Source organism: Legionella sp. MW5194 (assembly GCF_016864235.1).
Classification (GTDB): domain Bacteria; phylum Pseudomonadota; class Gammaproteobacteria; order Legionellales; family Legionellaceae; genus Legionella_C.
In genome coordinates this window covers 2,193,003-2,212,727 of the sequence record NZ_CP045732.1, presented here as the reverse complement: position 1 = coordinate 2,212,727, position 19,725 = coordinate 2,193,003, and the positions used below count along the sequence as shown (strand labels likewise).

The window sequence follows — 19,725 nt, the reverse complement described above, 5'->3', positions numbered from 1 at the left end:
AGAGAAATTTTTTAATCCTTGCCTTCATTTCTCTCTTCCCACAAAGGGTTGGCTTTTTTGGTTTATTAATCAACACCAAGAGTATAAAAACGTTCAACGCCGATGGCTTCAAGAAAAGCCGAATCATGAGAAATGACAATCATGGCGCCGGGAAATTCGCGCAAAACCTCAATGACATGGTTTTGGGTGTCCAAATCGAGGTTATTGGTGATTTCATCAAGAATCAGGAGTTGCTGCGGAAAGGCAGCAATGACAGCCAGCGCCAACCGGGCTTTTTCACCGCCGGACAGTGTGGCTACCGGCGCATGGACTTCCTCGTTTTTACGAAAAAGAAACGCGCTTAAATGCCGGCGGATTGCCTGACTCTGCCAGCGAAGCGGCAACGATTCAATGGTTTCATACACACTGAGCCTGGGGTTAAGCGTGCTGTAATGCTGATCAAGGTAACCCATCGCCTCCTTGGCCGGCACATGCCATTGTCCTCCAAGACGCGGTACCGCGTCCGACAACAGGGCTTTCACCAGGGTCGATTTGCCGACGCCATTAGCACCGCTCACGGCAAGGCGCTGATGACCGCTTAACGAAAAATGAATGTTGTGTAAAAGGGGTTGGTCGTACCCGATTATTCCATTCTGAATGTTGACTATCAATTGATTGCCCTGCGTTTTATGCGCCAGCGAAAAATGAGGGCGGATGATTTCGGGTTGCCGCAATCGTTCTTTTTCTTCAAACCATTGCTGTTTTTCGCTCTGGAGGTGTTTACTGTTTTTATTGGCCGTGCGCTGCCCTCGTCCCTGGGCGCTTCGCAGGGCCAGTTTATCGCCATCGTATTTTTTTTCACCATGAACACGCTTTTTCTTCGCCCGTTCCTGTTCTTTCATCAACTGCTGATGTAGCGCCTTTTTTTCCCGTGACAAGATGGAAAGCGCCTGAGTTATTTTCTGCTGGCGTTGCAGCAACGCCTGGCAATAATCGTCATAAGATCCGTCATGCACCGTAATTTGATGATTGTCCTGAATATGCCAGAGCGTATGAACGCTTTGACGCAATAACTGCCGATCATGAGAGGCGATAACCACCGCGCCTGGAAATCGGTCAAGGAATTTGAGCAGGCTTTGCCGATTGCCGGCATCAAGATGATTGGTGGGTTCATCAAGCAACAGAAGCGAGGGCTCGTGTGCTAACGCCTCATTCAAGGCGGCATGAAAGCGTTGAGCACCGCTTAACGCCTCGTAATGATCCCCGAGGGGAATTTGCGGTACATGGCCAATGACAAGGCCCGGAGGATGGATAATCACTCCTTCATCCGGGCTTCGCTCTCCCGCGAGCAGTGTTAACAGGCTGGATTTGCCGCTGCCGTTTTTGCCGATGATGGCAATTCGTGCGCCAGGCATAATCCGGGCGGTAAACTGGCTGAAACAGGGCTTATGTGAAAACGAGAGGCTGATCGTTTGCAATTCAACAGGTCTGAACATAATACTCACTCAAAAAGACTGCCGCAGAGAGAAAACCCTCTGGCCGGGGTGCAATTTATGGAGTAATGTTGTTCATTTCAGGTTCTACCTGTTGCATTAGTGGCATGAAAGCACAATGTTATCCTGTTTCACGATCCTGACGCAAGCGGCCAATCGTTAAATTTGCGCAAAAGACTGCAACGAGTCCATTCGGTGTTTACGGATTAAGCGCCGCTGGATTTGAACGGCAGCATTCAACCAGGTCATCGACAGAAAACACGGCCCGGTTAAATTGCCGTTTCAATGCGGGTCCATAGAGTTCAATGAATGTTTCTATTTCCTCCCCGAGCGAACCCTGCTGCAGCGCAGCCATGTCCCTCTCACTGAGAACAGCATCCTTTCCCTTAAGCCGCTCAATCAGTTGTGTTGCTGCTGCTTTCTTCTCAGAGCCTGTAAATTGGCTAAAAATAGACCAGTGGTAGCGCTCAGGTTTAGCGCCGCGTGCCGCATGGTATTGCTCAAGAATGCTAATCAGGCTTAATAGCGGATTCCGTGTATTGAGGTAGTCAATCAGATCCTCCAGTGTGCGAAGAGGCGTGCTGCAATGAAGTTCCTGCGCCAATGACTCACCGTGTTGGACCATGAACGCATCGAGACGCTCATACAACCGGCCATTAAGAAGCACGCCTTCATCGTGCCGGTTGATGCCTTTATGCAGGGATTTCAGGGCTTCAACCAACTGTCGAATGGCTGATTCCTTGTCGTCTTTAGTGTACTGGAACCAGGAAATGGCGTGTCGGGTTGGACCGTAGTGGCTCCTTTCCTCTTTGTAACTCTCCAACTCCTTCATCAGGGCGGCCAAGAAAGGCTTATTATCCAACGTCTCGTTGAGGGCAGGAGGACTTTTTTCCTGAATCTTAAGCTGCTGATCCGGCGTCTTTACCTGTTCTTCTGCCGGTTCGATCAACAGCAATGGTTGTTCCTCGGACTCTCTCTTTTCCAGTGCATCAAACAAAGCATGCAATTGTTTTTTTTCGTCAAACCCGTGAGGCGTCAGATCATGTTTTTTCAGGTGGGTTCTGATTTGGCGAACAGCGTCCCGTGCTTGCGGTTGGTTTAAGAGGTGAAGCGCATCCTCATTCAAGCGTTCGTCCGCTTCTTTGCGAGTGGCATAGACTGGGAGTTTGATTACCCATTCATCAATCAGGGGTTGAATTTCCTCCATTGCGGCGAGATCATCCAGGAGTTTCTTTTCCAATTCAAAATCATAAAAACGCATGTTCAGGCTTTGCTTGTTCCTAATCATTAGCTCCTGGATGTGGGTGATGATTTTTTTTATTGCCAAAGCCTGGTTGGCGAGTACCTGCGCCAGAGCCAGTGGCGAATGCGGAATAAGGAGGGCGTTGAGTTGGGCGCGGGGATCGTCCGCCAGTTCCTGCCTGGCTTTTTCAAGCAGGGCAGAAAGCAGCAAATCACTGTGTTTTTGAAGACGTTGCAGTGTCTCACTGGACAGGGCGCTGGCGGGTCTGCCCTTTAACAGTGAGACAATGACCAATCCTTTTTTCTGGACTATTGCTTCCTCAATGACGCTGTCCAGTGGAAAGTGTTCTAACAGCACGCTGATAATCAGGGGTTTTTGCAGGTTGGCGGCAAAAATGTCAATGATTTCCTGATTGACGGGCGGTTTTTTTTCAATCTGCTGAAGCAATTGATGAAGGATGACCTGATCACCCTTATCCAGGGCATTGCAGATCAGACGACTGCGTAAAAGCCCCTGACGATGCTCGTTTCGGACTTGGGAGGCCTTAAACAGGCCTTCGTCGCCAATCATGGCATAAATGGAGGAGTGCAGCGCAGCAAAGGGACGATAGCGTTCCGCTTTGACCAGTTCATAGAGGCGGTAGAGGGCTTTGGGATAAACCCGTTCATAAATGGTCTGGGCATCGATTTCCGTATCCGGGTTGGCAACACCGAACAGTTTGTCCAGTTTTCCATGCAGGGCTTTTCGGTCTTCAAAGGACAGCGGGCTTGCCAGTAATTCATTGACCACCGCAATGGCCTGGTGTTCACAGGCGAGATCAAACAGCTTGTGGATATCCGCAGTCTTAAATTGTTCTGTCTGTTTTAAACGCTTAAGCAACGGCACATCATCATGGGTTAGCGCATGATGGAGAAATTCCTGATGGTTTGCAGCCATGTCCACCTTGTCAGCCGCATAAAGCAGAACAGCGGGGGTAGCATGATGGAACAGGCGGTTGAGGTTTTCTCCCAATTCCCGGTGAAAATGGGTGAGAAAATCCTTGTTTTGCAGCAGAACGTGCAACAAATCGGCTGTCGGCTGCTGGATTGCCATACTAAACAGCGTGTCAGGAATTGGGTGCTCATGGACTCTTGCACCGTATTTCAATAATAACAGGACACCATTCACATGACCCTGCTTAATGGCGTCATACATGGGCGAGCCCTGGGCGCGAAAAGCCGTGTTGATATACCGGCTTAACAGGGCAATGACCCGTTCATCCTCTCTGGCGACTGCCCGTTTAAGCAGGGCCATGTAAACCGCGATGTCGAGAACCTGCTCGCCTTCAAGTAATTTCGCCAGCAGGCCGTATTCTTTTTGGGCCTCCAGATTGAAATGGTTCGTTGGATTGGCGCGAAAACCGGGGTAGTTTTCGAGCATGAATTCAAGAATGGCTGTTTCTTTGCGAGCGTAGGCTTTGACTAGAAGCTGTTCCTGTTCTTCGTTGCTTAAGTGAACGAACGACATGAGTTTCAGCGCAAAGCCAAACTGGTGGCATTCAATGGCATGCATTAAAAGGGCAATCAGGCCGCTAATGGATTGTCGGGCTTTTTTTAGAAATGCTTTTTCATCTGTGGCGTTGTCTGTTTTCTCATGAGTGTAGAGTAGTTGATTGTACACGTCGGTTAATTGCTGAATGCATTCAGCAAAGTGAGACGATTTCAGCGCATCCGCTAAATGAATGGCTGCATCAAGCACAGTGTGCTGCTTAGTACTGTCATAGGCACTAAGCAAGACTTCAATGAAAGCGGAGGCATAGCGCGGGTAGCGGGCGGCAAGTTTTTCGCAAAATTCACGGCTGCCTATGCTCACGGCATGAAGCAGGTAGTCCTGTTTCTGGTCTGCGCTTAATTTTTTCCAGGCACGGAAGATGAAACCGATTTCCCCGGCGCTAATCAATTGGTGAATTAAGGCTTTGTTTTCTTGCGTGAAGAATTCAGACGCGTCGACAGGCACCGCTAAAATCGCTTGAATCTTTTCGAATTCAAAACCAGCCATTGCGGCTTTCAGGGCCTTTACCGTGTACGATTTGTCGAGACGAAAACCCCTCTTTGCCAGAAAGGTTGCCATCGCTTTATTGCCTGTCTCGCAGGCAAAGGCCAACGCATCGCCGCCAAAGGAATCGCATTTCTCTGTCCAGTGCTTTTCAATGAGTTCATTGCGGCCATAGCGGCATAACACCCAAAAAGTGTGCAAATCCAGGCCCTGGCTTAAATCAGGGCTGGGGTGGCTAATGAGTTCGCGGTAGCAATCGGCGGCGGATGTACTGTCCATCCAGGCCTCAAAGAAACGACGATCTTTACGCTTCAGAAGTTGCGGAATCATGCTGGCGTCGACCTTAAGACCCACTTCCAGAAGCTGTATAAAAGTAGGTAAAGACAGTTTCTGCACGGATTTAAGGCTCAAATTTCTGGTTTTGGCAGTGACCGATGACTTGTCCTTACGACTTAATTCCTTTATTTCATTCAGCCAGAACTGCACGACAGACTGGCGATCATGTTCTGCAGCAACCCGTAATGCCTCACTTAAATAGTTGAAGGGGAGGTTTGGGAGGTAAGATCTCAGTGTTTTCAGGCAATCGATATCCCCTCGCTCGCTGATTTTGTGAAGAATACCCGAGAGCTGAGTGGATGAGAGAGCGGAATAATCAATGGCGTATTTGTTGTAAAGATCAAACACGGCAGCAAGGCAGGAGGCATTGCGGCACTCTGCCGCTTTAAGGAGAAAATGGAAATCCTTGCTGATATAAGCCTTAAAAGACTGTTTCTGGCTGTCAGAAGCGTATTCACTCTCATAGGCCTCAAGCAGTTGTGCAAACAATTGCGGATTGCCCTGCCAGAGCGCATAAGTCAGCAGATGGAGCTTGTCGTCCTTGTTTTTTAGCTTGTAGAGTTTAAGCAGTTCCTTATTCCAGCGGTCGGTGTGCATGAGGTAGGCCGCTTGGTAAGGCGTCACCTGATTATGATCAAGGTAGGCCTTAATGGTGTCTGTGTCATTAACATAGGCTGCAAAATACAGGCTGTTGTAAACCCATTGTTTATCGGTGATGCCTATCTGGCGATCAAACTCGGTTTGAGTAAATGGGCTTAAGAGCGCTTTTTTGTCAGGGTAGACGGCAGGGCTTGGATCGTGCGGATTGGCGTAAATGTGAATGCTCAACCCCACGTGATCATCCGGGTAGCCAAATTGGCGGGATAATTCCTCGATAACCTCACTGGCTTTGGTGAACGTGCGGACGTTTTTAGTCTTTTCAGCTGAAACCGCTTGATTGGGATTGTCTTCATCGTAATTGGGATCATAAATTTCATAGCCGCCATTTTTAAACGTCATTTCAATGGCATGCGTGTGAGAGGCCACATAGCAGGAGCGACCATCATGGCGCAGTTGCTCAAGAATGGCTGCCCATTGAGTCTTGCTTTCGACTAAACCAATGGCAAATTCTTTGCGGATGGGTTTGCCGTGGATGAGGACCGCTTTTTCCATGTCCCCCTGCAGCGATTTGGCCTGGGTGTACTTGTTGCGGTTAAATTCAATTTCGATGTCGCGGATAAAAAGATCCAGCTTGCTGCCGTTACCATAGACATAGTCCTTCGGCGGGTTCGCCAGCTGACGGCACAGGTCGAAAAATTCCTCTTCCCGACCCTCAAAACGATAGCGAATCCGCATACAAACCAGCCCGCCGCAAACACCTTCAGGGTTTAATTGAATGGCGGTGTCATTGCGGCTTAAAAGACGGTTAATGGAATTGATCATTTTAATTTGAGCTGGCATTGTAATTCTCAAAGTGATTAACAACGCGTCAATTTTAACTGATTGTGTATAGATAAAAAACAGCGGCAGACGCCAGGAGGCTGAGTTTTACAGGAATTTACGCGAACTTAACAATGCAGGGGGGAATTTGGCGGAGAGAGAGGGATTCGAACCCTCGATACGTTTCCGTATACACACTTTCCAGGCGTGCGCCTTCGACCGCTCGGCCATCTCTCCAAAGAGAGGGTGAGAATATACGCAATGGCTTAAAAAATCAATGCTTGATAAGACAAAGCCATGAAATAGCATTATAGATGCACTTTGACTTTTATATGGGCAATTATTATGATGCAAAAAAAAATAAAAGAGATGAGAATATGTACGTAATCGCACTTTGTGGTCCAATTGGAGCCAATCTTGATCAGCTGGCGAAGGAGATTTCTAAAGCAATCCAATCCAGTAAAGTAGAAATCGTCATGGAAGAGACGATACAACAAGGGGATGGCGATTATGTTGTGACTGATTTAATTGAGAAACTGCAACAGGAGCAAGGTGTTCTTCTGCTGGTCGGACATTTCTTTTTAAGAAACAATGCACTGGAAAAAGCGTTTATATCGGCTTTGGCATCAAAGTCAAAAGAAGAAGCGGAGTCTCACCCTCAGACAAAGGAAGCATTAAAAACTGACGTCATTAATCTGAAGCTTTTCCTGGAGACTGATCCCGACACGTGCTATGCGCATTATCTGCAGAAAACAATGCATGAAAAAAAGAATTCGGGCAATCTGGATGAGAAAAAAGGAACAGTTGATACAACGGAAAATTTAGCTGCTATTTTACAAATCAATCACCAATATGAAAAATGCGTCAAACCAATCAATGACGAAATCATTAATCCTTCTCAAAAAAATGCCCATGTCAGGGTACATGACAGCGCCAATCATGCGGTCATCTGCTCACTGATTCATTCAGTCGTTAATCGGGTGCCGGTAAATTCAGTGCCTGACGAAAAGCACAAGCCGGAACCCGAGCCTATTGGCCCCCGCTTTTTTTCATAAAGTCTATAGTTACTTATAGGTAAAGGTCTTTTAAATGGACAGGTTATGGTTATTCGATGCATCAGTACGGTATCCGGTGTGTTACTCTGTGTAAATGCCTTCGCTTTTCCTTGCTTTATTACTCTGGCAAAAGACAATTGCTGGATTAATTACAATGTCAAGGTGGTGGTGACCGATGGCATTACCAATGAGGAAATCACGACGGTCACTATTCCCAAAGGACAATCCTGGGCCAGGGAGTCGTTTAGTTGCCAGCCGGCACAAAAATTCATGTACCGGGCGAGCTTTACTCCGGCAATCTGGGAAAAGGATGCCCACAAGGTGTACCGTGCGCAGCGTTTCTGGTCGATGCCTGGCAGCATTGCACCGGGGACGACAGCCTGGAATATCCCCGTTTGTTTCACCAGTGATTTTTCGGAAACCCCGTATCCCCCCGATGCCACGGGCAAATGCGCTTGTGATTTCAGTACCATCCCCCCCGTCCCGCCGCAATAAGAGGGACGCGCTTTTCATTGGCGGATTGCAGGCCATTGTGTATCATGCAGGCATGGTTGCAGAATGGGAGAGTACCTTTGTTGACTTTACGGCAGCAAATTGCGCAAATGCTGATCATGGGTTTCGACGGCACGGAAATCAATGATCAAAACCCGGTGAAGAACTGGCTGGAAAAAGAGGGCTTGGGCGGGGTTTTGTTATTTGATTATGATCTCGCGGCGCAATGCCCGGGCAAAAATATCCGTGATGCGTCTCAAGTCAAGGCATTGATTCAGCAATTGCATGACTGCGCTTCGGGCAGCGAATTTCCTCTGTTTGTTGCAGTCGACTACGAGGGTGGCGCGGTGGATCGGTTAAGGCACTTAGCCGGTATTCCGACAAGCCTGTCGCCGAAACAGTATGCCAGCCTGCTGCCCGAGCAACAGCAGCACGAAGCACAAAAAATGGCCGACACCCTGACATCCTTAGGCTTTAACCTTAATTTCGCACCCCTGCTCGATTTAAATTTAAATGAACGACAAGGCATCATTGGAAAATTAGCCCGCAGTTATGGAACGGATGCGGTCCAGGTTGCAGCAATTGCCAAACAATTCGTCACTGTCCTTGCCAATCAGGGCATTACCTGCTGTTACAAACACTTTCCCGGGCACGGCAGTGCATTGGGGGATACCCATGAAGGCTTTGTGGACGTCACTGACACCTTCATTCAGGATGAATTGCAACCTTATGCTGAATTGTTGCCCCACAACACGTTGCCAGTGATGGTAATGACTGCGCACGTGATTAATCGCCAACTTGATCCAGACGGCTTACCGGCGACCCTTTCATCACGCATCCTGACGGGATTATTGCGCGAAAAAATGGGTTTTGACGGGGTGATCATCAGCGATGACTTGCAGATGCATGCGATCAGCCAGCATTATTCCCTGGCCGATTCGCTTCGTTTGACTATTAATGCAGGCGCGGACATGGTCATTTTTGCCAATCAATTGGGCAGGGTGTCGGCCACCGAAGTCATCGATGTGATTGAGGGCCTGGTTCACCAGGGTCTTGTTGCAGCAAACCGCATCCAACAGGCTTATGAGAGAATCAGGAAGCTGAAGCAAAAGCAAGGCGCTTCGATGGCAGCCAGGGCAGTTCGTGAATCGACTGTCACCTGAGCCTTCCCTGTGTGAGAAGCGGTGAGATCCATCCGCTGTCTTGCCCGCGAAGGCGGGCAACGAGTCAAAACCCGGATGGAATACTTGGTATCAAAACCCCGGCAGAAATTGCTTCTAGCAAAGTGTGGCGTTTTGTTTTAAACGTGAGCGCAACCTGTTTAAGATTGACAATCAAGGTGGCTATGTTAAAATGGTGAACTCAATGTACAAAACGAGAACATTCTGATATGAAAACAGTTCTGGTCCACACGGAATTTTTTAATCTCAACCTGCTGCTGTTTGCCTGTTGCTGTTAATCCCACTGCATTCCTGTTGATCCCGAATCCTTTTTAATCAAGAGTTTAGTTATGTGCACCTCGTCTTCTCCTAAAAAAATCTGGTTGAGTACCCCTGTTCTTTATGCCGTGATGATTGGCCTTGGCCTTTTGACCGGTTGGTCTGGTATTAAACCTTTACAGCAATTTGGCTTATTCATTGCCGATGTCTTTATCAACGTCTTTAAATGCATCAGCCTGCCCATTATTGCCTTGTCGATTATTGTGACGCTGTCGAATTATCGCGCTGACGGTCCCATGCGACGCATCTGGCAGCGGGCCATGACGTATACTCTGGGAACCACTCTGATTGCCGCGGCCATCAGTTGCCTTCTTTATATTCTGATTCATCCCAGTATGGTCGGTACCATCCAGGGATTGGCCGCACCGAAAGCCAATGACTATCACTATTTAAGCCATGTGGCTAACCTGATTCCATCAACCATTTTCAGTCCATTTATTGAACATCAGGTGATGGGGGTGTTGCTGCTTGGCATCGTTACCGGTGTGGCGATTCGCTATATCCCCGATGCGGATTCAAGACAAACCATCACCCAGTTTTTCCGTGGTGCCCATGGCTTGTTTATGGTCATTACCAAATGGGTGATCGCAGTCATTCCCATCGGTTTGTACGGGTTCATAACTGCCACGGTGATTCAATTGCAGAATGGCAAATCCATCAAGGGGATTGGTGAGTACCTGCTGATTGTGGTGCTGGCTAACCTCATTCAGGGATTTGTGGTATTGCCGCTCTGGCTTAAAGCGCACGGGATTAAACCTTTTTCGGCCATGCGGGCCATGTTGCCGGCATTGTCATTGGCCTTTTTTTCCAAGTCTTCGGTCGGCACGTTACCGGTGACGATGGAAACGGCTGAAAAAAATCTCGCGGTTAAGCCTGCCATTAGTCGTTTTGTGCTTCCTTTATGCACAAGCCTGAACATGAATGGCTGTGCTGCCTTTATTTTCGCCACCGTGATTTATTTGATGCAGAATCACGGCATGGTCATTTCTTTGCCCATGATGGCCTTGTGGGTCTTGATTGCAACCGTGGCGGCCATTGGCAATGCCGGGGTTCCCATGGGGTGCTTTTTCTTAAGCACCAGCCTCTTGGCCAGCATGAATGTGCCCATTACCCTCATGGGAATTATCCTGCCTTTCTACAGCTTGATTGATATGCTGGAAACCGCCCTGAATGTCTGGTCAGACTCCTGCGTTGCCAAAGTGGTTAATGACAAGACAGTGATTGAAGAAGGGCAAGAGACACCCATGACCGGGACGGCTTATTCTGCCAGAGTTTAAGGTCTAACAAGGACACAATAGTTTCTCACAGAGCGCGTAATAAATCAGACTCAAAGTCTCAAGATCGCGCTCTGAAACACATTCATTTACCTGATGAATGGTGGCGTTAACGGGACCAAGTTCAATGACTTCCACCCCATAAGGCGCAATGAACCGCCCATCGGATGTGCCGCCGCTGGTGGATAACTCAGGCGCTTTGCCCGTGATGGTTTGAATCACTTGGCGCGTACTTTCCAGCAGATTGCCTTGATTGGTCAGAAAGGGAAGGCCGTTCACCCGCCAGTCAATGTCCGCTTTTAAGCCGTGTCGTTTTAAACAGTCCTCCACCTCGTGTTGCAGTTTTTCCGGGGTTTGTTCGGTGGAGAAACGGAAATTTAACTGCAATTCCAATTCGCCGGGAATAATATTGCCGGCATGGCCGCCTGACTTCAAGTGAGTAATTTGCATGGAGGTGGGAGGGAAATGCGGATTGCCTTCATCCCAGCGTCTGCCAGTCAGTTCAGTCAGCGCGGGGCTTACGGTATGGATGGGGTTTTCTGCAAGGTGAGGGTAGGCGACATGCCCCTGTTTGCCGTGGATCACCATGTTCGCGGACAGTGAACCGCGTCGTCCTATTTTGACCACATCACCCACCTGATGCGTACTGGACGGTTCACCGACTACACAATAATCAATGTGTATACCCTGGGCTTTTAAAGCGGCCATCACATGAGGAGTGCCTTTATCAAACAAATCCCCCTCTTCCCCGCTGGTAATTAAAAACCCCAGGCTGCCTGAAAAATCAGGGTGGTTATGGATAAAACGCTGTGCAGCAATCATCATGGCCGCCAGGCTGCCCTTCATGTCGGCTGTGCCTCGACCGTAAAGCATGCCATTGCTCTCTGTCAGTTCAAAGGGATTGCTTAACCATTTACCGGCATCGCCGATGGGGACGACGTCGGTGTGGCCAGCGAAAACCAGCAACGGGCTTCCCTGACCATGGCGGGCAAACAAATTGGCCACCGGCGGATTATCGAGTTGCTGGCAGTCAAAGCCCAGCTCCTTTAAAAAATTGGCCATGCAGGGCTGGCATCCGGCATCCTCAGGGGTAACGGATTGAAAGCGGATGAGTTCCGCCAATAAGGCTTTGATTGCCGTCATTTGATGTCTCTCAGCAAGTCATTGATACTGACCTTGGCGCGTGTCTTTTCGTCGATTTGTTTGACAATCACCGCGCAATAGAGGCTGTGACTGCCATCGTCACTGGGCATGTTTCCAGGCACAACAACGGAGCCTGCGGGAATGCGGCCGTAGCTCACGGTTTTGGTCAGGCGGTTATAAATTTTGGTGCTTTGTCCTAAATAAACCCCCATGGACAAGACAGAATCCCTTTCGACAATGACGCCCTCGACCACTTCCGAGCGGGCGCCGATAAAGCAATTGTCCTCAATGATGGTGGGATTTGCCTGCAGGGGTTCAAGTACACCGCCGATGCCGGCACCGCCGGAGAGGTGTACATTTCTGCCAATCTGGGCACAGGAACCCACCGTCGCCCAGGTGTCCACCATTACGCCTTCATCGATGTAGGCGCCGATATTGACATAGGAAGGCATCAGGACGGTATTTTTACCTATAAAGGCCCCTTTTCTGACCATCGCATGTGGAACAATCCGCGCACCCAGCTCGGCAAAATCACTGCGGCCGTAAGCGGCAAATTTCAGAGGGACTTTATCATAAAACTGGCAGAAGCCGGCATCAATGACCTGATTCGGGTAGAGACGGAAGGACAGTAAAACCGCTTTTTTAAGCCATTGATGGACTGTCCACTCCTGATTGATTCTTTCTGCAACGCGCAGTTCGCCTGAATCCAGTGCAGAAAGCACCTCGTCTACTGCGCTTTTAATCTCCTGGGGGGCTGTTTCGGGTGTCAGGCTTTGACGGTCTTCAAAATAGGTTTCAATGGTGGTTTGTAAACTCATGATGGTCATCCGGCATGGTGAATGGCGAGTTATAGTATACTCAGATAGTCGCGCGATAGTAATCCCTGAAAAAGGTTTGATAATTCTTCTGGCCAAAAGTCTGCCGCTCAGCAATAATAGGTTGATTTTAATCAGAATCACGGAACGATCATGGCTCAAAGTAAAAAAAACAGGGGCTTTGCTTTTCTGTTTTTTATTGCCTTTTCAGGCTGTTTTCAAGTTATTTATGCAGCGCAGCCCAAATGGACACTTCTTCCCACCACACCCACACGGGTGGTTGTCGGGCCGAATGGAACCGCCAACGTACAATACCGGGTAACGAACAATACCGCCATAACCCGTACATTGACGATCAAGCCCCTAAGCGGTGTGACTCAGGTTAAAAACAGTGCCGGTGAGTGCAGCATTCCGTTTACGCTGGCTTCCAAAGCGCATTGCCTGTTGACTTTACGCATTAACGGAGCGCAGGTACCGGCCAATGGCTTGCATGAAGGGCCGGTTGTGTGTAAAACCCAGGGTTCCGGTGTCGATCCATTCTTATGTTCACAGCCCAGTCAGGCAAACAGCCTGCAGGTGACAGTCATGAATCAGTCCATTCAGTTACAGCTGACAGGCTCGCCCTTGCTTTTAGTCGCAGGGGGCAGTTCAGGCAATATCACCGTGACCAACCTGTCGGGACAGACTGCCTTGAATGTGGCTGCGGTACTCACGGGTACTGCGCTGGATGGTCATGTCGTTCAGGACGCGTCACAATGTACGCTCCTTGCGGCGGGGCAATCCTGTAATCTTGTTTTTACTCCGGATAATACCGTCATCCCAGCCACCAACGTGACGATTCGGGGAAGTAATACCACGGGAGTGATTGGCAGCATCGCCGTCAATGCGCCACCCGTGGCCAACATCAGCATCAGCGGTTCCTCTACCCTGCAATTCAATACCAACGGTTCAACAGGCAGCATCACCATCACCAATGATTCCCTGACGCTGGTCGCTCAGAATATCGTGCCGGATTTTTCTGCCACGGCCCTGGCCGGCAATGTGTCGGTTACTGCCAATACCTGTATCAATGTGCTTCCCGGCGCAAGCTGTGTCATCACTTTTGCGCCGGGCGGTAACGCGGTTGTGCCCACGAATTTCCCTATTCAGGGTACGAACACGACCGCAGTGATAGGCACGATAGGGATTGATGCGCATGCGTACATTACCAACGGGAACACGTCACTGGTGACGCAATGCAGCATCGATACCAGTACCGGTAATTTAGGCGGCTGTGGAGACAGCGGCGCTGGCGGCCTGGTGGTTCCCGGCGGGGTGACTCTTAATCCGGCGGGGGCCCTGGCTTACATCACCAATGAGAATACCAGTGTCGTGTCTTTTTGCGGTGTCGATGCGGATTCAGGGGGATTAAGTGGCTGTGCGAATACGGGTGCCTTGTTTGCTATTCCTACGGGTATCGTCATTAACGCCGCGGGCGATATCGCCTATGTTGTTAACGAAAGCGGGAACTCCGTCACCCAGTGCGACATCAATCCCACAACGGATGAACTGGATAATTGCGTGGAACTCTTCGGCTTAGGGTTGTTTGCGCCTTATAACATGGCAATTCATCCGGCAGGCGATTTTGCCTACATTACCGTCATTTCAGAACTCACCCAGTGCAGTATTAACGCGGGCACAGGCGCTTTGCAGGGATGCAGCAATTACAATGATCCTTTACTAAACATTCCCCAGGGCATTGCGGTGAACGCCGCGGGAACCCTTGCCTACATCACCAGCGCCGGCACTAACACGGTAATTGCTTGCCAGATTGATTCTGTCAGCCGTTTAGTGACTTCCTGTGTGGATACTGGGGCTGTTGGGCTTAATTTCCCACGGGAGATTGCTTTAAATGGCAGCAATGATTTTGCCTATATTGTGAATACCAATGGCAATTCAGTGACGCGATGCACCATTGACAATGGTACGAGTTTCATTAACTGTGTGGATTCCGGTGCGACTGGATTAGCTGGACCCCTGGGCATTACCATTCGCTAAAAGGCTGGGTTTCATCCAGCCTTTACTGCAGATTTTTTGCCATTTTCGTAAACTCGGTTTTATCCAAGGGAAAATCCACTGTCCATCGCTCTTTGGGGCGGGGGAGAGTGGATTGTTTGGCGTACAATGCCAAATCCGCTTTGGTCAAGCCTTTAATGACAAACTCAGACATTAATTTCTCATACGCGTCGGAGGTGGATTCGTACACTGTTTTTGTGAACTCGCCTTTTTCTTCCACAGTAAATGCGTATTTTTGGGCCTTGGTGTCAAAAAAGAAGGTTTTACAACCCGTTTCCGTAATTTGTCCCGCGACCACGATTTCATCCCGGATGGGCAATGTTTGGATATGCCGTTCCAGCTTCAGCAAATTGAAGGCGAGTTTGTCGTCCTTTAAAGGCTTTAAGTCGGTCATAACCAAGGTTGTCCATTGATCCTTTATCTGCTTTTCAAGCACATAGTACCCTTGCTGTTGAGAAAATTTATAACGATCGTAGCCTTGTTCAATGATTTCATCGCTGCCGGTGACTAACAGGGGGAAGCGGGGCGCTTTTGCGCCAAGACCGGGTTCGAGAAAGTAAATGGCCTCGTCAATGACGACGCGTAAAACAACATGGGTAGGCAGTCTCTGTTGTGAATCGGCGGGTGAGGCGCCATTTAACACGCGGGCTTCGCAATAACTGACGTCAAAACCCAATTCCTTGAGCATGGTTGCAAGCAGCCGCGCTGATTGAAAGCAATAACCGCCCGCCGTGTCCTCCATGAGGTTCTGGTAATCAAAAAGCGTGAGGTGATGGCGATTGACCGGATGCTGGCGGCTGATTTTGCGTAATGCAAAATTATGATAGAAAAAAGTGAGCAGGTGGGCATTATACACTGCTTTTAAATACTCCGCGCGTTGAGTGGTGTCCAACTCGCCAAGGTCCAGCTGTTTTATGCCGGTTTTATCCAAATAATTCGCTAAATTGATTTTCATCACCGATCCTGCTTGGGAAAGATATAGTTACTATAAGCTGAAAGTCCAGGCCGGCCTAGAGTCTGTTAATGATTTCTCAGATTGAGCCGTCTTTTTTTGCTGAGGGGTTCATCGTCCTTAGGCATTTCCTGAGGCGCTGCTTTCTGCCACATCGATACTTTTTGCAGGTAATGCAAGGTTCCCTGAGGTGGGATTTTTTTACGGGGGCGAGTGCTTTATCCAGGGTATGATCACTGTAGAGGGCGGCATGTTTGCTCAGCATTTCACTGATGGGCGTACAACGCCCTTCCGCTTGACCCTCCTCAGGCTTGGGTGTGTCGGTAAACAGAAATTGAATACGATAATCCAGTGCATCCGAGGAGACGGATTCATGGACTACGGCGGGGTAACCGTAATCAAGCATTTCCCTGTTTTTAATCGAGCCATCGGGACGAGGGCTTATGTCGATAATGCGTGGATCCCAGGCATCCATTTCCCAGATTGACGGCGTTTTCTCGTCCTGCAGTTGCAGTGACACCTGAAGGTAACCATGATCAATGAGACTGGATTTAACGACGGTGATGTCAGCGACTTCCCCGGCAGTATGGATGCGTTGCCCCTTCAACCAGAAGATGCCAGGCTACCTCACGGCAATAGCCAATGCCGCCGTGCTCAATGAGATCATGGACCTGAACATAATCATTGGGGGGAATCGCATCGATTAAAACCCGGATGGTGTTGTCAAAGTAACCCTGTTTAATTTCCCTGTGAAATTTAACGTAGCCGCTCAATTGATTGCCAACCGTTACTTTTTCCCGGGTTGAAGCAATGGCTTCAGCACATAATTCGACAAATTTAAGACGTGTTAAAGGCATTGGATGCTCAAAAAATAGAAAAATGCCATAAAATTAGGCCATTTATTACTCATTATTTTGTCGTGACTGACCCTCATACCATCAGGCTAAGCGCATTTTTTTAGGCTGGGTGGAGCTCGGTGCCTGTGGTGCAGAAGGGGCTTTCTGCCAGAGGGACATCTGTTGCAAATAATGCAGGTTACCTGGCAGAGGGACTTTTTTATCAACCTTGGCTTCTTCCAGGGAATAATCACTGTAAATGTGGTCGTGCTTCTCCAATACTTGATGTTTCGGAGTGCAGCTTCCTTCAGGCGGTCCTTCCTTGGCAGGAGGAATGTCTGTAAACGTGAACTGTTTCTTATAATCGACCACATCAGAAAAAAGGGAATGGCATAATTTGACCTTGTAGCCGTAAGCCAAGGCTTCCAGGTTTTTAACCGTGCCGTCAGGGCGTTTACTGATATCAATAATGCGGGGATCCCAGGCATCGACTTCCCACATGGACATCGTCCTTTCTTTGGCAAGGTAAATGCGGACTTCCAGGTAGACATGATCAGCTTTTATGGATTTAACCAGGCTGATTTTAGCTACCCCTCCTGCCTTATCAATGCGCCATGCCAGTTCAACCATCAAGTGTTGAGCCAGTTCATGGCAATAACCGAGACCTGTGTGTTCGATAAGATCATGAATTTGAACTGGATCGTCGGGTGCAATCTCCCACTTGCCCGGGCGTAAGACGTCCTCAATATAGTAATTTTTGTTTTCCTTATGGAATTTCAGGTAACCGCTCAATTGATTGCCAGGCGTAACACTTTCCCGTGTAGCCGCAATGGCTTCGGCACATAATTCGACAAATGTTAATCGTGTTAAAGGCATAAATGATTTCAAAAATAACCAAGGCAGCCATTTTAGCAAGTGAATATTATCGCTTTATTAAGAAACACGCCGTATTTTGCGGCATGTAAAAGGGGAGTATACTGCTGTCCATTTCAAGTTTCAGGACAGACTATGCGCTTGGTAATCACGGGGGCTTCTGGATTTATCGGATTTCATCTGGCAAAACGCCGTTTGCAACAGGGCGATGTGGTGGTAGGCATCGATAATCTGAATGATTATTACGATGTGCGCCTTAAACAGGCAAGACTTCAGCAACTGCAGGCTTTTGACAATTTTATTTTTCATGGCGACGATGTCGTGGATGCCGAGACCTTGCAGAAACGGTTTGCCGAGCACCAGCCTCAACGCGTGATCCATCTGGCCGCCCAGGCTGGCGTGCGCTATTCCCTAACTAACCCGGGGCAGTATGTGCAATCCAATCTGGTGGGGTTTGCCAATGTCCTCGAAGCCTGCCGCCATCAAGCCATTGAGCATTTAGTGTATGCTTCAACCAGTTCAGTGTATGGCGCAAACAGCTGTCAGCCTTATCATGAAGCCCATGCAACCAACCACCCGCTCACTCTGTACGCCGCCAGCAAAAAGGCGAATGAATTGATGGCCCATTCGTATTCGCATCTCTTCCAATTGCCAACGACGGGATTGCGTTTTTTTACGGTGTATGGACCCTGGGGCCGGCCGGACATGGCTTTTTTTTCGTTCACCAAAAACATTCTCGAAGGCAAGGCCATTCAAATTTTCAATCACGGCAGAATGCAACGGGATTTTACCTACATTGATGACATCGTGGCCGGTATTTCCGCAGCCATTGATAAACCCGCTGTGGCAAATCCCCATTGGAATAGCCATGCTCCCGATCCAGCCAGCAGCAATGCGCCTTTTAAAATTTACAACATTGGCTGCGGCGCCCCGGTTAACCTGATGGATTACATTGAGGCCATTGAAGAAGCAACAGGAAAGCAGGCCCTGAAGGAGTTTTTACCCATGCAAAATGGCGATGTTTTATCCACCCACGCCGATACACACGCTCTGGTTAGTGATCTGGGCTATCAACCGCAAATTCACTTTCGCGAGGGAGTGCGACGTTTTGTTGAATGGTATCAATGGTTTTATCGATAGCCAAGGCTGGAAACCAGGGTTTGTGCCACAGAAAAATGGATCCCCGCTTGCGCGGGGATGGCAGAGAGGCAGTTGAGCGGTCGGGTAGGACAGAGCGAAGGATGGCAAACGGCCAGGACTGCAAGTGGGACAGGAACTGGCAGTGGAAAATTGCCTGAATCGCAGGCTATACCAGTATTTCTTCCCGCAGGCTGCTGATTAATTCATCCTTTTTACGCCATTGCTCATTCAGCCACTCCCTGAACGCTGTCTGGGTGTTTTCATCATAAGCCAGTTGCGTGGTGGTAAATTCGTCGGGAATCTGAATCGGCCGAATACAGACTTTAATGACAGGGGCCATGCGATGGCAAAGGAAATCCCATAGGGAATAACGCGCATCCGGATAAATAATGGTCACATCGAGTAAATTGTTGAATTTTTTTCCCAGAGTGCTCATCACAAAGCTGATACCGCCCGCTTTGGGTTTTAGCAGGTGATCATAAGGGGATTGCTGTTTGACCTGCTTTTGATGAGTAAAGCGCGTGCCTTCCACAAAATTGATGATGGTGGACGGTGTGTGCTTGAAGATTTCAATGGCTTTGCGGGTGGCTTCAAGATCCTTACCTTTTTTGTGTGGTTTTTTAGCAAGGTACTCTTTGGAATAACGCTTCATAAACGGGCAGCCCATGGCCCACCAGGAAAAACCCAGCAGTGGAATCCATTTCAGCGAATCCTTGATGAAAAATTTAAGCATCGGGATTTTGCGGTTAAAAATACACTGCAGGACTACAATATCCAGCCAGCTCTGGTGGTTGGCAACCAGTAAATACCAATCGTTGCGTTTAAGATTTTCAAGTCCTGATACCTGCCAGTCAATGGGTTGGGTGGCATTGATGTAGGCTTTGTTCACGTCCGCCCAGCAAAAGGCGATGCCGTCGATGACCTTTGTGCAAAACACCTTCAGACGAACACTGGGAACAAGCTTCAATAATCCCATAAACAGCATGGGAATAAAGAAAAAGAAGGTGGACAAGGTAAGCACAGCAATGGCCAGCACACCGTGCAATTGTCCTCCTGAGGTTTTGGTCTGATTCATAATGGATTCCAG

General features: G+C 48.8%; 15 protein-coding genes and 1 tRNA gene. 6 read left to right on the top strand and 10 right to left on the bottom strand.

The window, feature by feature from the left end:
* Positions 1 to 65 precede the first annotated feature (65 nt).
* The 3 genes from GH742_RS10245 to GH742_RS10235 form a co-directional block, all read right to left on the bottom strand.
* Positions 66 to 1,475 carry an ABC-F family ATP-binding cassette domain-containing protein gene (locus GH742_RS10245; RefSeq protein WP_203454870.1) on the bottom strand — a complete coding sequence of 470 codons (1,410 nt, stop codon included), beginning with the start codon at positions 1,473 to 1,475 and terminating at the stop codon, positions 66 to 68.
* Between the two features lie 196 nt (positions 1,476 to 1,671).
* A complete protein-coding gene (locus GH742_RS10240) occupies positions 1,672 to 6,525 on the bottom strand; it encodes a hypothetical protein (RefSeq protein ID WP_203454869.1) in 4,854 nt (1,617 codons plus the stop codon).
* A gap of 128 nt (positions 6,526 to 6,653) precedes the next feature.
* Positions 6,654 to 6,741 (bottom strand) — tRNA-Ser (locus tag GH742_RS10235).
* A 140-nt stretch (positions 6,742 to 6,881) separates the two neighbouring features.
* On the opposite strand from GH742_RS10235, the gene GH742_RS10230 reads away from it, so the two are divergent.
* The 4 genes from GH742_RS10230 (at position 6,882) to GH742_RS10215 (ending at position 10,827) form a co-directional block, all read left to right on the top strand.
* Positions 6,882 to 7,559, top strand: coding sequence for a hypothetical protein (locus tag GH742_RS10230; protein ID WP_203454868.1), 678 nt, complete (start codon positions 6,882 to 6,884; stop codon positions 7,557 to 7,559).
* Between the two features lie 45 nt (positions 7,560 to 7,604).
* On the top strand, positions 7,605 to 8,054 hold the full coding sequence (locus GH742_RS10225; RefSeq protein WP_203454867.1) for a hypothetical protein: 450 nt from the start codon (positions 7,605 to 7,607) through the stop codon (positions 8,052 to 8,054).
* A 77-nt stretch (positions 8,055 to 8,131) separates the two neighbouring features.
* Positions 8,132 to 9,214, top strand: a complete 1,083-nt coding sequence (locus tag GH742_RS10220; RefSeq protein ID WP_203454866.1) for a glycoside hydrolase family 3 protein — start codon at positions 8,132 to 8,134, stop codon at positions 9,212 to 9,214.
* Positions 9,215 to 9,561: 347 nt separating this feature from the next.
* Entirely contained in the window at positions 9,562 to 10,827 is a 1,266-nt protein-coding gene (locus tag GH742_RS10215; RefSeq protein ID WP_203454865.1) for a dicarboxylate/amino acid:cation symporter, read from the top strand.
* Between the two features lie 3 nt (positions 10,828 to 10,830).
* Here the strand turns inward: GH742_RS10215 and dapE are convergent, their stop codons facing one another.
* Entirely contained in the window at positions 10,831 to 11,967 is a 1,137-nt protein-coding gene (gene dapE / locus GH742_RS10210) for a succinyl-diaminopimelate desuccinylase (RefSeq protein ID WP_203454864.1), read from the bottom strand.
* Complete coding sequence (dapD, locus tag GH742_RS10205; RefSeq protein WP_370569463.1) at positions 11,964 to 12,794, bottom strand: 2,3,4,5-tetrahydropyridine-2,6-dicarboxylate N-succinyltransferase; 831 nt, start codon at positions 12,792 to 12,794, stop codon at positions 11,964 to 11,966. Before dapD ends, dapE begins: the two co-directional genes overlap by 4 nt.
* A 141-nt stretch (positions 12,795 to 12,935) precedes the next feature.
* Here dapD and GH742_RS10200 point away from each other — a divergent pair, with 141 nt between their 5' ends.
* Positions 12,936 to 14,819, top strand: a complete 1,884-nt coding sequence (locus GH742_RS10200; RefSeq protein WP_203454863.1) for a beta-propeller fold lactonase family protein — start codon at positions 12,936 to 12,938, stop codon at positions 14,817 to 14,819.
* Between the two features lie 22 nt (positions 14,820 to 14,841).
* Here GH742_RS10200 and GH742_RS10195 read toward each other — a convergent pair whose 3' ends face one another.
* The 4 genes from GH742_RS10195 to GH742_RS10180 all read right to left on the bottom strand — a co-directional run bounded on the left by GH742_RS10195 (position 14,842) and on the right by GH742_RS10180 (position 17,501).
* Positions 14,842 to 15,792, bottom strand: coding sequence for an arylamine N-acetyltransferase (locus GH742_RS10195; RefSeq protein WP_203454862.1), 951 nt, complete (start codon positions 15,790 to 15,792; stop codon positions 14,842 to 14,844).
* Between the two features lie 76 nt (positions 15,793 to 15,868).
* Entirely contained in the window at positions 15,869 to 16,396 is a 528-nt protein-coding gene (locus GH742_RS10190) for a hypothetical protein (protein ID WP_203454861.1), read from the bottom strand.
* Positions 16,356 to 16,646 carry a hypothetical protein gene (locus tag GH742_RS10185; protein WP_203454860.1) on the bottom strand — a complete coding sequence of 97 codons (291 nt, stop codon included), beginning with the start codon at positions 16,644 to 16,646 and terminating at the stop codon, positions 16,356 to 16,358. The genes GH742_RS10190 and GH742_RS10185 overlap by 41 nt, the downstream gene beginning before the upstream one ends.
* An 81-nt stretch (positions 16,647 to 16,727) precedes the next feature.
* Positions 16,728 to 17,501: a hypothetical protein gene (locus tag GH742_RS10180; RefSeq protein WP_203454859.1), complete on the bottom strand. Its 774-nt coding sequence runs from the start codon at positions 17,499 to 17,501 to the stop codon at positions 16,728 to 16,730.
* Positions 17,502 to 17,633: 132 nt separating this feature from the next.
* Between GH742_RS10180 and GH742_RS10175 the strand changes: the two genes are divergently transcribed.
* Positions 17,634 to 18,638 (top strand): NAD-dependent epimerase, encoded by a 1,005-nt coding sequence (locus GH742_RS10175; RefSeq protein WP_203454858.1) that lies wholly within the window; start codon positions 17,634 to 17,636, stop codon positions 18,636 to 18,638.
* A gap of 166 nt (positions 18,639 to 18,804) precedes the next feature.
* Here GH742_RS10175 and GH742_RS10170 read toward each other — a convergent pair whose 3' ends face one another.
* Positions 18,805 to 19,713 (bottom strand): acyltransferase, encoded by a 909-nt coding sequence (locus GH742_RS10170; protein ID WP_203454857.1) that lies wholly within the window; start codon positions 19,711 to 19,713, stop codon positions 18,805 to 18,807.
* Positions 19,714 to 19,725 lie beyond the last annotated feature (12 nt).